We start from the raw sequence: 13,032 nt of genomic DNA, 5'->3' as shown, positions 1-13,032 counted from the left end.
CTCATTTTCGAGAGACCTCGACCTCTATCCCGGCAACGACGCGCCAACCACCTCTACACCCTCATCTGTGAAGAGCCGGTTTGTTGCGCTGGTTGCTAGCAGTACCTGCTGGCTACAGCGTCGCTAGCTGGAACGGCAGTGCTGGGGGTGTTGGCTGGTGCTGAGCCGGATTGAAAGCGCTGCGGTACTTACTGCGGTACCCCCGCTAGGAGCACTGCGGTCTGCGTTGCGCCGGCGCCTGAATGCGTTCGCCTACCTCCTTGCATCAGATGCGCAGTGTCTCAGGAGGTCTCATGACCGGGGTGGCCGATTGGCTAGAGCGGCGGCGCATTTATTCGTTCTGGTGCTTCAGACGTAGGTGGATCAAGTGACCGGGGTGATGGCTACAGGTCAAGTGCCCAGCTTTATACCAATATAAGCGACCTCAATCATACGCTCTCTGCGGAGCAGACGAATGTGGATACGCCCTGCTCCGGGTGTATACCGAGCGTGCAAGTCGTAGAGGTGAGTCTCCCCCTCGTTGTCGGTGAAGTAGCACAACCGCCTACGGTTTTCGTATTCTGGGGTCACCCTGCTTCCCCACGTCGGCGACGGTGCGGTATCTGGCCACTCCGTCGCTGCTTCGTTCAATTCGGTTAAGCGGTTTATCACTTGTATAAAAGCTTCGTGCTCTAGCCCAGACAGTTGGTTTTGGCACTGATTGATGAATCGGAGACGTGGAAAAACAACCGATTTCAGGCGCCATAGTTCTCGCGCGCTGCGTATTTGTCCTCGGAGCTGACCAATAATGCGCAAGTGAAAGTCGGACGCTGTCGATGGGTCGTGCCAATGCTCAAGGTCTACGCTGCGCTCTTTGATACGGTCGGCTTCTTTGTCCAACTCGCTAACCTGGACTGCCAACTTTCGAGATCGTAACTCGTCAGATGTTGCTATTCCGGCAAGGCCTGCACCTCTGTGGACAGCCATGGCCGCGCCGGCGGACTTGAGTCCATAAACTGTGGCCTCGATATCATTGTGGCCGGGCCATGAGCTATCAGACGACCAGCCAAGCGGGCATCTTCCAAGCGCGTATAACAGCTGCTCCTTGTCGTCTCGAGGAAGATGGGTAATAATATGGTCGAAGTAGCTTACTCCGTCACTATCTTGCATAAAAAAAGAATCGATGTTCAAGATGGAAACTATATGGTCTTGAGAAAATATTGATTGGAAGCCGCGAGCGAACTCAGCGTGAAGTTCCGAAGCAATAGTAGAAGGTACAAACGAGGCGTCATTTAGAGCGAACTCAAGGTCCATTACGGTCTCACTATTTGACTCAGTAGGCGGGTAGCCTCATCGAAAAACCCTGCCGGCCAATCAGAGAGCATGCCGCGATTGTCCACATCGATGGCCATGTAGCCGTCGCTGATAGAGGGATCGAAATAGTAAACCTGGATTTTGAGGTCTTCAATCTGTTTAACCGCAAGTCGCAACCCGTTCAAGAAGTGGTCACTGTGGCTTTCGACAAGTAGTTGCACGCCATCAGCGGCCGTAGCCCCGCACAATTCAGCTAATTTCGACTGCCCTCGTGGGTGCAGGTGGGCTTCTGGGTTCTCAATTGCAAGGAGGGATCCGGGTTGCGCTGTTAGGCAGGCTATGACTATGGGAAGCGCGTATGCGACGCCAAAACCGACGTTAGTGGGGCGGAAACGATTAGATGCAGACAATCCAGCTGTGCCGCCAAACCCAACGTCAAGGCGAACGGAATCAGTATTCGGGATCGAGTGAACACCAAGGGTTACTCCTGGGCAAGCCTCTCCGAGCCAGGCATTGGTCTGGTCAAGAAGGGTACCACTAAGTGCTTCGATATGGCGTCGGCGTTCTGAGACATGGAGGTCGCCTGCAGCACCAAGCATATCGACCGCGTATTCTCCTCTCGCGCCTAACGTTTTCTGCCTCTCGGTGTGCTCAAATGAATGAGCCGACACCACTTCCGGTCCGACTCGGTCGGCACGCACATGCTGATAGCCGAAAGAGCCGATAGGAGTGTCATCGAGAGGGCCGTCAACCGAGACGTTTAAGTGATCTGCGCTGGCTTCGTAGTCAATCAACAATCGAGTTCTAGTTCCGCTGTCAGAAGTCAGCGCAAATTCGATATACGGGCGCTCGTCATTGTCATACAGTGGTTGGAAGTCTTCGCAGAGCGCATCTCGCCCCGTGCCAATTTGCACGTACTTACCGTTCAAATCTAAAGAACCGTGTTTAATAGCGTCAGATTCAAGCGATTGCCGAATCAAGCTAAGAGCCTGTATCACTGTGCTCTTGCCAGCTCCATTCATCCCTGTTAGTAGCGTGCAATCTTCTAGTCTGAATGTAGCGCTCTCGAAGCGCTTGAAGTTGCGAATCGTGAAGTATTCAAGCATGGGCCAACTCCATTAGCATGTCTTTGATCCGATCGAAGCGGTATCGAACTTTTTTGGCATCGCCGGTACCAGAGGAGATTGCGTTGACGAATAGCGTATCGTCCATTAGTCTAGCCATTCCCTCTTCGCAATCGGACTTTCGGATTTTCAGTTTCTCTATTTCCGAGCGGTTTAGCTTTGCGACGTTGACCGACACAGCTTCGAATAACGCCTTGTTTATTGGCATGCGCGGCAGGTACTCTCGGGAAATTTTTCGAAAGGCTTGCCTGCCGAATAAGCCATGGCAATCAGTCATCGATTGCTTGAAGGTTTCCGCGTATACTCGGAACTCGGATTCAGGCAAGGAGTTGAGAAAATGCATCCTATCGGTTAGAAATCCATCAAAGTCTTGTGTTGTGTAAGTCATCACGTCGATCGATTCAAAGGCGAGGTGACGAAGCACCATTTCGCGGTCAGCCATTCGATCATCTCTGACGCTGCCTGTGGTCGCTTTAATAAATTCTTGGCTAAGCGCCAACTCGCGCAGCCGCTGCCTTACCGGACCGGAGATTAGCGCATGCCGAAGCTCCTGATTGGAAAGTGGCATACCGCCAGTGTTAATCCGTGCAAAGATATTAAATTTGACAGGATCTGGAGTCCCTCGACGGATAACGTGGAGCACTAGCTCGGTCTCGCGGATGCGGAGCTTAAGCTTGCTCGGGAGATCTTCGAAGGTTAGGCCCTCGTAGTCATGCAAGTATTCGAGGCCCTCTAGGGCTAAAGGTGATTTACTAATGAGTTGACTATCGCAAAAATGGATAATCGAGGTTAAACGTTGGATGCCGTCTACGATGATCCAGTTCTCGTCTTTGTCTTCGGCTGCGTACAGGGTTGGTAGTGGTATTCGCAGCAGAATTGACTCAATAAGTCGGCTACGCCTTCGGTTGTCCCAGATCCCGGCCTTTCTCTGGAAGTCGGGTTCGAGGTCAATCGCTCCGGACTTCGCGCGAGAGAGGACGAGATCAATGGTCGGATTTCTGGTCGTTACGTCAATACGATCCGGATCGAAAGGTATCTCGATGCGGGCTGAGGTTCCATCTTGGCCACCAGCCTCGACTTCCACCCCACTTCCGAGGCCTGATTCGGTGAGCGCCTCAAGTGCGATCGAAGCTGGATCGTTCTGCGCTTCCGTTGACATGCGATAACTGTATCTGCGAAGCGCAGGGTCGACCTGGCATGTCGCGCGGTCGTCGTTTCCTCCCGTTCCCAAGTCAGCGCAGTTCGTTCAGCTGCAGTAAGACTTCATGCTTACTCCACCCTCGCGCGCCTCGCGCGATGCGACTGGGCTAGCAGTCTTGTGTTGCTTTCGTCCGTCGAAAATCGGCGGATCGCAGACCTTAGTGCAAGAGGTGTGTGCTCTGTTGTTGGGCTGCAAACGGGGTGCGAGGACAGCGTGACTGAAGGCGGCGTAGTGGTTGACGCGGTGCGAGCGGAGGTGCGGTGGGTGTTAGTTACGGAAACGCAGCTCGAGGGACGACAAACTGGTGGATTACGAACGTGGCCTTGGTGGCGGCCTGCTCGGCCCGAACGTTTCTGGGGTCCTCGACCATGACGGCTGCGAGCACCTCTAAGGCGAGGGCCCGGCAACGGGCAGTGGACGCGTTCCGGCGTGCCAAGAAAGAGCGCGCGGCACGCGTAGGGGAAATCTCAAGGACGCGACGGTCCTGCTGCACGCGGTCGATGAGCTCGCTGATACTGCCGAGTGGAAGAAGGCGCGGCGCGCGGAGCTGCGCGCACAGGCCGACGCGCAGCTAAAGCGCGAAGAGTCCGAGCGGCTGGGCGAGGAATAGGCGGCGGCTAGCGCGGCGATCGAACGGATGCTCAGTGGGGAGAGACGCTGGCGACGATCGCGACCAGTCACGGTGTCGCGATCGGAGCCGTGCGGGCGATGGCGCGGCATGCGCGGAAAGCGGGAAATCGGGTACCGCGGAACGCGTCGCATGCACCAGGCCGATCCTGGCGATCGACCGAATTCTCTGCTATTACGCTTTTTCGGGCCGACCCGTGTAGCGGTCCCGCGCAGACCGACGTTCACCATCGGCGGTGCCGCTGTGGAACTCTGTCGCCAGTTGGGCGTAGGCGATCTCCAGATCATCTCGATGCGAAGACATGGGCAGAGACGGCAGCTCCAATCCGTTGTCACCGGTCTCCGCAGTCATTCCCTCAGGATAAGGCCAACGCCCCGCTTCACAAGGAGCCCCACGTGGCGAGCTGCCTCCCGTCTGTACGCCCGTTCTGTCGGCTCAACCTGGGACAATGGTCGCAGCACGGCCCGCGCCCGCTTGCCTGGAAAAGACATTTTCTAGGTTTCAGGGGTAGGCGGTACGCGCGGACTTAAGAGGAAGCGACAACCGTAGGGATCGGTTGTCTCTTTCTCGCCTCCTGGAGATGTAGCCATGGATCGACCGGCTCGCCGCCCCGGCCCGCCCGTTGATGCCGCGCGCTTACAACCGGACATCCAGGGCGACATCCAGGGCGACGATGAGGGTTTGGTCGGTGCCTGGCTCGACGACCCTGATCTGGCCGCCGAACTGGCCGCCGAACTGGCCGACGAGCTGGAACAGCTGGAACGACTGCGGCGTCTTCAAGCCGATGAGGAGCTGCTGCTGGCGCTGCAGTTGGAGCAGTTCACCGGCCGGCTGTGGGAGCGGTTCTCCCGTGAGCTGTCGCGCTACGGCCTTGGCGTGCTGCGCGCCTGGATCCGCCACGGCACCATCTACGGCAAGGCCAAGGCGCTGACCGGCTACGGTCTCGGTCGCATTGAGGGCTGGCCCGACGACCAGACCATCGACGACATCGCCACCGACACCGTGGTCGCCGCGCTGATCTACTTCCGCGACAAGGTACTCAAGACCCACCGCTGGCAGTCCTCGGGTGGGGCGTCGCTGGGCACCTTCTTCATCGGCCAGTGCCTCTATCAGTTCGCCAACATCTACCGCAGCGCACTGCGGGCCGAGAAGGAGCGCATCCAGGAGGCCACCACGCCGATGGACGAACTCCCCGAAGACCGGTTCGACGTCATCAAGGGCATTGAGGAGACCATCGTCGCCAACGACACGGTGGCCGAAGCGATGGGCCTGCTGACCACTGACCGGGCGCGCCGAGCGCTGTTCCTGCAGGAGCACGGCTTCACCCAGCGCGAGATCGCCGACAAGCTGGGGCTGCGCGACGCGAAGAGCGTGGAAAACCTCCTCGGCCACCAACTCCGCCAACTCCGAAACCGAAAGAGGACGTCGTGACCACCATCAAGCACCTCACCGCACTGATCAACGCCAGCTCATTGGGCACCCGCACCGCGCGAGTAGCCCGCAGGTCGGTGACCGCCGCCGAAGGCGAGGCCCTGGCCCGCCGCGCCGCCGAGGGCGACCGAAACGATTCCGGGGAATTCAGGGATCGAGCCGACGAGCGCACTTATAGACCGGTATCCGGCTCAACACCGGGCCGGACAAACCGAAAGGACAAGACAATGGCTAAGGGACATCACCGCAGCGCGACCACCGGTCGCTACGTCAAGGCGTCCACCGCGGCGCGCAACCCCAAGACCACGGTCACCGAACGGGGCGCCAACCGCAGCAGCGGAACCCATCACCGCAGTGCCATCACCGGCAAGTTCGTGAAGGGCTCCACGGCCGCACGTCACCCCAACACCACGGTCACCGAACGCGGTTGAGCATCAACCGGATTCGGCGGCGTCCCCTCGGCTCGACAGGCGGGCCGAGGGGACACCAGACCAACCCACTTCTGAAAGGCGAAATCCCATGATCCGTACCACCGTTGAAGCCCTCGGCGGCGCGCAAGCCGTTCCCAGTGAGCTGATCCCGGTCCGCGAACTGCATCAGCGCCTGATCGATCAGGTGACCACAAGTGGCGGCAACGTCGTCCTGGCCGACACCGCCGGCAAGCCCGCCGCCGTTGTCATGTCCCTTCAGCGCTACGAGCAGCTGCTCGACGAGCTGAACACGCTGCGCCGCAGAAGCGCCGACAACACCTGATGGCGGGGGAGGGGCATCACGTGCTGACCGACGACGACGTGCAAGCTCTCGACCGACGCGCACGCGAGGTGGGAGACGTCATCGGCTGGGATCTGCAGTTCGTCGTCGCCCCCAACGCGGAGTACGTCGGTCTGGCGGCCGGCGGCGGCGCTGATCACGCTGACGAGATCATCGTCCTCGGCCCCAGCCGGATCACCGATCTCGCCGTTCACGAGATAGACCTCGCCCTCGACGCACTCCAGCGCGGCGAACGGCACATCGTCCTCGACGAAGACGGCGACCCCCGGCTGATCTGAACACACGGCCGGCGAGTTCTTCTCTACGCCTCTCCGGTCCGACCCGCATAGCGGTCCCGCGCAGCCCGCCGTTCAACATCGGCGCTCTCGCTCTTGAACTCCGACGCCAGCTGGGCGTAGCCGACATCGAGGTCATCCGGGTCGGGCTCGGCTTCCACGTGAATCACTTCGACCTCATTTCCGGGGAACACCGTAGCGGGCGCGGATCTCGTCTTCGCCGAACGTGCGGCCTGCGGCGATGTCGGCTTCTGACTCCATCAGCGATTCGCGTAGACGCGCAACGTCAACGGATAGATCATCGAAAGGCCAGTCGTCGAGATCATCAACAGGCCAGTCGTCCTCGGCAGACGGCTCATCGCGGTCATCCGGGACACCAAGGTCGGGCCGCTCGCGCACCGGCGCGGGGGAGCAACGGGCCGCACCACCCCGGTATCGCCGCTCTCCTCCGTCACCTTCGCAGGATAGGCCGCCTCCCCGAACACGGGGAGCTAGCCGCAGTTCGCCAACCGTGCACGATCATGATCCAGAGCACGCAAAGATGTTCGGATGGCTCAGAGCGACCTCATCTCCGCCGACATCCTGCTGTCGTTGCCCGTGGAGTTGAAAGAGCGGATGGTCAACACCATTACGCGGACACGGCCGTACACTGGCATCAGTCACCAGCAGAACTTCATCCGCAAAGCGATCACCGAACTGTGCGACCGCTTTGAAGACGAGTTCAACGCCGGCGAGGCCTTCAGGCCTGGAGCCGTCATCCCCGACGAGTGAAACGCAGAAGCGGACATCAATAAGCATGACGATTCCCGGCGACCTGCCGATAGAGCCCCGCGGAGCGCTGTTGATAACGGCCGACGCCTCGGGGCAGGTGTCGCATTTCGAGCGAATATGCGTTCTCCCGGTTGAGGATTACACGCGATACAGGCAGGCCTATAAGCAGGTATCCGGGGTTTTGTTCGGCTCTATCTACACCTATTTCGCCTCGTCGAAGAGCTTGTTGCATTCAGCCGTGATGGCTGCCAACCAGGCTGCGGACGCGGGACTGATTCAGCCCAATTCTGCGCCCGACACCTTCGCCACCTGGCTGACCAGCCTGCGCGGCACAGCGCTGTCGCTGTGTTCGTCGGTCGCCTATCACCAGGATCAAATGCTGCGGCGTATTGAAAAGGCTTACGGCGAGGACAGCAACACATACAGCCAGGTGGCGGGCCAATTTCACGATCTGTACGACGGATACGCCGGTTACCGCTTCCTGTGTCGACTGCGCAACGTGATGGTGCACGAATCGATGGAGGCCGTCACCGCGGCGGTCAAGCAGATCTTGGTCGGCGGTCACATCCAGTCCAGGTTTCGCGTCACGATCGATCGGTCCTTCATCGCCCAATCCGATATGAAGAAGGCGGTGAAAACGGAGATCGTGGGACTCCGAGAGAATCCCGATCTCCTCGAGTTGGCCGACGCGATCACCGAGCCGCTGACCACGGTGAACACAGCCATCGAGACCCTCTTGTTGGACAACATGTCGTCGGCGTTCCAGGCAGTGGCCGAGTTCGATGATTTGTTTGGCGGCAGGCCCGGTCTGCGCGCGATCGCCAATTCCCCCGATGATGGACCTGGACCTCACGTCCCCGCCTACATGCCGTGGTCTCAGCAGGTGATCGACATAGCGCGCAGGCGACTTCAGCCTCATCCTTGACGGCGTCGGCGCACTTAATCAAGCAGGTTGATGAGGTACCGGCCGTTCTTCTCTGCGGCGTCGATCTTGCGGAGGAGCGCATCTTCGAGGCTGATGGTCCCCTCGAAGATGATCGCGAGGTCCTGACCGGTCATGTAGATGACGTTGCGTTTTCCGCTGACGTTGGCGAAGTACTGCAGCACTTCCTCGTCGAAGCCGGCCATGGAGATGAACAGACCGCGGGTGCTTTCGAGCTTGCCGTCGACCTTGAGTTTGAATCCGGCGAGGTCCTCTTTGTCGGGCGGTTGGCTGCGCCAGCGTGCTTCGACGAGATAGGTGAAGCCGCGGAAGTGAAAAGAGCCATCGACCTGCTCGTGGGGCTGCCTGGTCGATCCGGTGTACTCCAGCTCGTTGGCCCGGAAAAGCTCCGCGAGCAACTTTTCGAGCTGGTAACCGCGGGCCTGGCGTTCGCTGTTCGTCTGCGGCTTGCTGCGGGCAAGCGCCGAAAACTCGACGCGGAGCCGGCCGAGGGTCTGATGTTGCTCGGTGATGTGCTGTTGGCGCTTCGCGGCTCGCGTTGCTCGGTCGTTCCTGGCGGCCTGTTCGGTGTCGATGATGACGCCTTCATGGGCGGCGGTTCGCCGCAGTGCGTCAAGGGCATCGCGGCCGGCGGCGACGTCTTCGACACCGTTTGCAGGGCGTTGCATACCGCATAGCTCGACCACGATCTGACGCTGGACCGACCAACCGTTTTGCCCGAGTTCGCGAAGTTCATCGAGGATGCTGCGCGCAATCTTAACTTTTGAGTTCTCCGGGTGGTCGTACCGGTTGTAAATCGCTGGTGGAACGCCAGCGTCGAGCATGAGTGATTTCAGGTCTCCGCGGTAGTAGATGGCCGCTCGGCACGCCGCGAGAACTTCGTTGCGGATGGCCGTTGACAGCGGCCGCGGCGGCGTCACTGAGCCGTACCCAGGCATCGGTGGACGCTGAAACGAGAAATGCCGAGCGTGCGGGCAATCTGGGCGCGGGGAGTGCCCGCTTCGCCGAGAGCCCTGGCCGCAGCGATGGTGTCCACGGTCAGACCAGGTCGGCCCGGATGCCGGCCGGCGGCGCGGGCGGTGGCCGCCCCGGCCGCGGTGCGTTCGGCGGCGATGGCACGTTCAAACTCTGCGACGGCTCCGAAGACATGGAAGATCAGTCGCCCGCCCGGTGTGGTGGTGTCCACCGATTCGGTGAGCGAGCGCAGCTCGACGCCGCGGTCCTGCAGGTCTCCGGCGATGGTCAGCAGATGGGTGAGGGATCGGCCAAGGCGATCGAGCCGCCAGACCATCAGGACGTCGCCACGGCGGGCGTAATCGAGGAGATTGGCCAGCTCGGGTCGATCATCACGCATTCCTGACATCTGATCTGTCCAAATGCGTTCTGCGCCTGCCTGTTCAAGTGCGGCGAGCTGCATCTGCGGTGACTGGTGGAGGGTGGAGACACGGGCGTATCCCAGTAGTGCCATCTGCGCGCACCTCCTTGGTGTGTCTTTAACCCTGTCCACGGTAGAGCTGGTTAGGGACACATTTGTGGGACACACCGGGTGCGGGTGTCGCCCCGCGCGACGCACGTCTATGGCAAGTGACCATTTTTCGGTTGATTGTCGGGCGTAATGAAAAGCGGCCCCGGAGTCCTGGTGGACTCCGGGGCCGCGTAGACGCTGTAGCTAGCACTTTCGACTCATGAAGCCCTGGTTGTCCCACGGCCGAACTGACCATGTGTAGGCGCTGCAGAGTCCGCGGTTGTAGTAGTTCAGGGCAATGGGCGCCAGGCCCGCCTTCGCGACAGCGAATGCCGCACTGATGGGGCCGGCCGGTGGAACGTTGACCAACCCCCCGATACCGATCTTGAGGGTTTCGTCCCGGTTGAACAGGATTGCCGCGCGTCCCCATCCGACCTTGTCCGGCCCCTGGATGACGGCCGCCTGAGCAACCGCGGGTGTCACTGCGGGCTGAACAACGCCGACCAGCCCGGCGACTGCGACGGCCGCGATCACCAATTTCATCAGCCGCCGAACGGCGGGGTGTTGCGTCCAACCCGAGCGGTGTTGTGCTTGCGAGTTGGTCTGTTGTGCCTCTTCGGTGGCCATCGCCAACCTCCCTTGTTGTGGACCCGACCGGTTCGGGCGTACTCACAGTATTACGCGCGCACCGTCAAACGGTCAAGTGGTGGGGAAGGCAGACGTCAGTACGGTGTGTTGAGCTACTAGTTCGCGAGGAAGTGGCGGCGAAGTGGTGTAACTTCTGATGCATGCAGTACGACTGTGTGTATGTGTGCGTGCATTCGCCGCACGGGCGTACGTACGCCGAACTGATGATGCGATACCTGCTAGGAGAGCTGTGATGGCCAGAGACAAGGGCAAGACACTTCAGGCGCGAGTGGACGCTGAGTATGCCCAGCGTTTTGCGGTGCTCGCGGCAGCCAAGGGGATATCGGAGTCCGCGCTGGTTCGCCTGGCTACCGACAAAGTTCTCGCCGAGGCAGAAGGGCAGATCGACGCGCTCAAGGCCGAGGTCCGCGCTCGACTGCGCGCCAACGAGGAGAAGTCTCTTGCCGAACTGGACTCTCTCGCCGATTTTGTTAGCCGAAACGTCAGCGCTGAGGAGCAGTCTCAGCGGAGCGGTGGCGGCGTCTAACCCTTCTTAGGCTCGGGCGTATTGGCCCGGCAGCCGGAATTACGTCAGCAGGGCGCGCCGGCGACTAACTCGTCGCGCATGACGTATACGGGATAGCTGGTAATCGCTGATTCATAGTTATCGCCCTTAGTGACCAGGATCGACACCGGTTTGGGTGTGTATCCGCACCAGTAGCCGTTTTCGGTCGGCTTGGAGGGAAGCGCCGCCAGAACAAAGCGATAGACGGTTGACGTGCCGTCCTTCGCGATCGGCGGGACGGCCACCGGGTCACCCACGTTGAGGGTGGGCTTGAACTCTTCGGCGTGGTCGCGGTTGGCCAGTAGCTTCGACTCGGTGATGACAGTTGGGGTGACCGCGTTGATTGACAGTGACAATGTGTCTGGGGGCAGTTCCTTGTCCCGGATCGACAGCCGCACCTCAAAGGTGAGCCGATCGTTGATAGCCATCACCGGAGCGCCCACTGGCGGGAGGTAGCCGGGCACGGTCTGGGTTTCCCCGCTGGGGTCAGCACTGTCGGGAAAAGCGAATAGCTGCACGTCAGTATTGGGCAACGTCTGAGAAAGCGTCACTGCAGGGGGACGCTTGGGCAAGAAGGTGATCGGATCCACCGGTACCCCCGTGCTGTCCGGAGCTCCCGTTGAGGCTGCTGCGTCGGTTTCGCCTCCAGAGAATTCCCGCACAGGGGTAACTTGCGACACCACGAGTCCACCGATCACAGCGAAGACCACCGCGGCCGCCGTACCGGCGGCCGCCAGGTGACCTGCGGAGAATCGCCCTCGCTCAGGCGGTGGCGCGGGCACTTCGGCCGCCAGACTCTTGAGATCTTTAAATTCTTGTAGGCAGCGAGCAATTGTCGCTACGGCGTTGGGCGTTGGGTATCTCGCCACCTCCTGCGCGTCGACCTCGCTCAGATGGTTGAGCAGGCTCGTGCGCATCTGCGGCTGAGCATCAACGGGGATGTCCACGTTGAAGTCTTCAAGAACTGCCATCGCGAGCAGGAGCGAGCTGCCAATGATGTAGCCGTAATCCATTGTGTCGCTTAGCTTCTGCGCCGACGCTTGGGGCTCGCCGTTCCGGCAGAAAATTCTCCGACGCTGACGCACCAACATGACCGCAGCGGCGGCGGCAACTAGATAGGTGAGTTTGTCCTCGGGACTTCCCTGCTGAGTCTTGGCCTGCCGATACGCATCCCCCATCGCCTCGCGCAGGTTTTGATCATCCAGTAGGTTGTCGAGCTGCCCCTCCACCGCCGCACTTGTGAGTACCGCGGTAGCTATTGTTGTCAGCCGCCGCACTCTTTGCTCGTCACGGACGGCCTGCGCCTCGAATACGTCGTCGCGCTCGCCCCTGCTTGTCCCCACCGCGCAATCTTAGAAACACCTCGCCACATTGGCGCGGGTTGCTGCCAGTTTCCGCTAGTGGACTCTTGTAATGATGTGCGAGCGTATTACGATATGACGTGTGCACCTTCTTGATGCACGAAGATAGGAGTTCTCAGTCATGGTGATCACTCGATCTCGCCGCCTGGCCGTTGCAGGCGCTTTCGCTACGGCTTTTGCCGTGCTGAGCGTGTGCCCGACCGCCGGCGCTGCACCCGGGCAAATCATCGACATGAACACCGCATGCAGCAACATGTATCCCGGTGGCGCTGACTTCTATCCCGCGCAGGCCTACCAGGTAGCCCCCCGCGACGCGTACTCGTGGCGGTGCAAGCGAACCTCCACTTCGCCAAACGGAGGCGTCATCACCGACCTCTCGGCAGACCCGAACGCTGTATGCCCCGCTCGCATCAGTACCAACAACCCTCCCAACTGGGAATGCGCCGCCTAATCGAACCTGACGGCAACAGAAAGTCGGGGTAGGAGCATGTGCTCCTACCTGTCGCTTGCCAGGGTGATGGGACCACCTGATTGCCAGGGGGATGGGACCACCGTGGCGCGTTATCGAGGATGCTCG

General features: G+C 60.3%; 17 protein-coding genes. 7 read left to right on the top strand and 10 right to left on the bottom strand.

Annotation, left to right across the window (positions count from 1 at the left end; translation table 11 throughout):
- Positions 1 to 390 precede the first annotated feature (390 nt).
- The 4 genes from AWB94_RS34845 to AWB94_RS35425 form a co-directional block, all read right to left on the bottom strand.
- The gene (locus tag AWB94_RS34845) at positions 391 to 1,293 is read right to left on the bottom strand and encodes a hypothetical protein (protein WP_131805400.1); all 903 of its coding nucleotides are present in this window, start codon (positions 1,291 to 1,293) and stop codon (positions 391 to 393) included.
- Complete coding sequence (locus AWB94_RS33015) at positions 1,293 to 2,399, bottom strand: AAA family ATPase (protein ID WP_084395469.1); 1,107 nt, start codon at positions 2,397 to 2,399, stop codon at positions 1,293 to 1,295. The genes AWB94_RS34845 and AWB94_RS33015 overlap by 1 nt, the downstream gene beginning before the upstream one ends.
- On the bottom strand, positions 2,392 to 3,576 hold the full coding sequence (locus AWB94_RS33010; protein ID WP_062659383.1) for a DUF262 domain-containing protein: 1,185 nt from the start codon (positions 3,574 to 3,576) through the stop codon (positions 2,392 to 2,394). The genes AWB94_RS33015 and AWB94_RS33010 overlap by 8 nt, the downstream gene beginning before the upstream one ends.
- A gap of 844 nt (positions 3,577 to 4,420) precedes the next feature.
- The gene (locus AWB94_RS35425; RefSeq protein WP_165605393.1) at positions 4,421 to 4,597 is read right to left on the bottom strand and encodes a hypothetical protein; all 177 of its coding nucleotides are present in this window, start codon (positions 4,595 to 4,597) and stop codon (positions 4,421 to 4,423) included.
- A gap of 237 nt (positions 4,598 to 4,834) precedes the next feature.
- On the opposite strand from AWB94_RS35425, the gene AWB94_RS33000 reads away from it, so the two are divergent.
- From AWB94_RS33000 to AWB94_RS32985, 4 genes are all read left to right on the top strand, one after another.
- Positions 4,835 to 5,677 (top strand): RNA polymerase sigma factor, encoded by an 843-nt coding sequence (locus AWB94_RS33000; protein WP_062659385.1) that lies wholly within the window; start codon positions 4,835 to 4,837, stop codon positions 5,675 to 5,677.
- Positions 5,674 to 6,108, top strand: coding sequence for a hypothetical protein (locus AWB94_RS35585; RefSeq protein ID WP_109762581.1), 435 nt, complete (start codon positions 5,674 to 5,676; stop codon positions 6,106 to 6,108). The genes AWB94_RS33000 and AWB94_RS35585 overlap by 4 nt, the downstream gene beginning before the upstream one ends.
- Positions 6,109 to 6,196: 88 nt before the next feature.
- Positions 6,197 to 6,430 carry a hypothetical protein gene (locus AWB94_RS32990; protein WP_062659386.1) on the top strand — a complete coding sequence of 78 codons (234 nt, stop codon included), beginning with the start codon at positions 6,197 to 6,199 and terminating at the stop codon, positions 6,428 to 6,430.
- A gap of 20 nt (positions 6,431 to 6,450) precedes the next feature.
- Positions 6,451 to 6,726, top strand: coding sequence for a hypothetical protein (locus AWB94_RS32985; RefSeq protein WP_234811968.1), 276 nt, complete (start codon positions 6,451 to 6,453; stop codon positions 6,724 to 6,726).
- A gap of 23 nt (positions 6,727 to 6,749) precedes the next feature.
- Here the strand turns inward: AWB94_RS32985 and AWB94_RS35415 are convergent, their stop codons facing one another.
- Entirely contained in the window at positions 6,750 to 6,893 is a 144-nt protein-coding gene (locus tag AWB94_RS35415; protein WP_165605394.1) for a hypothetical protein, read from the bottom strand.
- A gap of 7 nt (positions 6,894 to 6,900) precedes the next feature.
- On the bottom strand, positions 6,901 to 7,122 hold the full coding sequence (locus AWB94_RS36175; protein WP_084395470.1) for a hypothetical protein: 222 nt from the start codon (positions 7,120 to 7,122) through the stop codon (positions 6,901 to 6,903).
- A gap of 150 nt (positions 7,123 to 7,272) precedes the next feature.
- On the opposite strand from AWB94_RS36175, the gene AWB94_RS32975 reads away from it, so the two are divergent.
- Together AWB94_RS32975 and AWB94_RS32970 are read left to right on the top strand one after the other, a co-directional pair.
- Positions 7,273 to 7,494: a hypothetical protein gene (locus AWB94_RS32975; RefSeq protein WP_062659389.1), complete on the top strand. Its 222-nt coding sequence runs from the start codon at positions 7,273 to 7,275 to the stop codon at positions 7,492 to 7,494.
- 25 nt (positions 7,495 to 7,519) lie between these two features.
- On the top strand, positions 7,520 to 8,419 hold the full coding sequence (locus AWB94_RS32970) for a hypothetical protein (RefSeq protein WP_084395471.1): 900 nt from the start codon (positions 7,520 to 7,522) through the stop codon (positions 8,417 to 8,419).
- 14 nt (positions 8,420 to 8,433) lie between these two features.
- Here the strand turns inward: AWB94_RS32970 and AWB94_RS32965 are convergent, their stop codons facing one another.
- The 3 genes from AWB94_RS32965 to AWB94_RS32955 all read right to left on the bottom strand — a co-directional run bounded on the left by AWB94_RS32965 (position 8,434) and on the right by AWB94_RS32955 (position 10,529).
- Complete coding sequence (locus AWB94_RS32965; protein WP_084395472.1) at positions 8,434 to 9,375, bottom strand: restriction endonuclease; 942 nt, start codon at positions 9,373 to 9,375, stop codon at positions 8,434 to 8,436.
- Entirely contained in the window at positions 9,354 to 9,854 is a 501-nt protein-coding gene (locus tag AWB94_RS32960) for a recombinase family protein (protein ID WP_457920384.1), read from the bottom strand. The genes AWB94_RS32965 and AWB94_RS32960 overlap by 22 nt, the downstream gene beginning before the upstream one ends.
- Positions 9,855 to 10,106: 252 nt before the next feature.
- Positions 10,107 to 10,529, bottom strand: coding sequence for a hypothetical protein (locus AWB94_RS32955; RefSeq protein ID WP_062659393.1), 423 nt, complete (start codon positions 10,527 to 10,529; stop codon positions 10,107 to 10,109).
- Between the two features lie 253 nt (positions 10,530 to 10,782).
- On the opposite strand from AWB94_RS32955, the gene AWB94_RS32950 reads away from it, so the two are divergent.
- Entirely contained in the window at positions 10,783 to 11,076 is a 294-nt protein-coding gene (locus AWB94_RS32950; protein ID WP_062659394.1) for a hypothetical protein, read from the top strand.
- Between the two features lie 44 nt (positions 11,077 to 11,120).
- On the opposite strand, the gene AWB94_RS32945 is transcribed toward AWB94_RS32950, so the two are convergent.
- Entirely contained in the window at positions 11,121 to 12,323 is a 1,203-nt protein-coding gene (locus AWB94_RS32945; protein WP_131805401.1) for a hypothetical protein, read from the bottom strand.
- Positions 12,324 to 13,032: the final 709 nt, after the last annotated feature.

The sequence above is a fragment of the Mycolicibacterium canariasense genome (assembly GCF_002101555.1).
Classification (GTDB): Bacteria; Actinomycetota; Actinomycetes; order Mycobacteriales; family Mycobacteriaceae; genus Mycobacterium; species Mycobacterium canariasense.
This window is presented reverse-complemented; position numbering and strand designations above follow the sequence as displayed.

Excerpts from the sequence above, each read along its gene's own strand:
- AWB94_RS34845 (WP_131805400.1), bottom strand. The coding sequence starts at position 1,293 with ATGGACCTTGAGTTCGCTCTAAATGACGCCTCGTTTGTACCTTCTACT.
- AWB94_RS33015 (WP_084395469.1), bottom strand. The coding sequence starts at position 2,399 with ATGCTTGAATACTTCACGATTCGCAACTTCAAGCGCTTCGAGAGCGCT.
- AWB94_RS33010 (WP_062659383.1), bottom strand. The coding sequence starts at position 3,576 with ATGTCAACGGAAGCGCAGAACGATCCAGCTTCGATCGCACTTGAGGCG.
- AWB94_RS35425 (WP_165605393.1), bottom strand. The coding sequence starts at position 4,597 with ATGACTGCGGAGACCGGTGACAACGGATTGGAGCTGCCGTCTCTGCCC.
- AWB94_RS33000 (WP_062659385.1), top strand. The coding sequence starts at position 4,835 with ATGGATCGACCGGCTCGCCGCCCCGGCCCGCCCGTTGATGCCGCGCGC.
- AWB94_RS32990 (WP_062659386.1), top strand. The coding sequence starts at position 6,197 with ATGATCCGTACCACCGTTGAAGCCCTCGGCGGCGCGCAAGCCGTTCCC.
- AWB94_RS32975 (WP_062659389.1), top strand. The coding sequence starts at position 7,273 with ATGGCTCAGAGCGACCTCATCTCCGCCGACATCCTGCTGTCGTTGCCC.
- AWB94_RS32970 (WP_084395471.1), top strand. The coding sequence starts at position 7,520 with ATGACGATTCCCGGCGACCTGCCGATAGAGCCCCGCGGAGCGCTGTTG.
- AWB94_RS32965 (WP_084395472.1), bottom strand. The coding sequence starts at position 9,375 with ATGCCTGGGTACGGCTCAGTGACGCCGCCGCGGCCGCTGTCAACGGCC.
- AWB94_RS32960 (WP_457920384.1), bottom strand. The coding sequence starts at position 9,854 with ATGCAGCTCGCCGCACTTGAACAGGCAGGCGCAGAACGCATTTGGACA.
- AWB94_RS32955 (WP_062659393.1), bottom strand. The coding sequence starts at position 10,529 with ATGGCCACCGAAGAGGCACAACAGACCAACTCGCAAGCACAACACCGC.
- AWB94_RS32950 (WP_062659394.1), top strand. The coding sequence starts at position 10,783 with ATGGCCAGAGACAAGGGCAAGACACTTCAGGCGCGAGTGGACGCTGAG.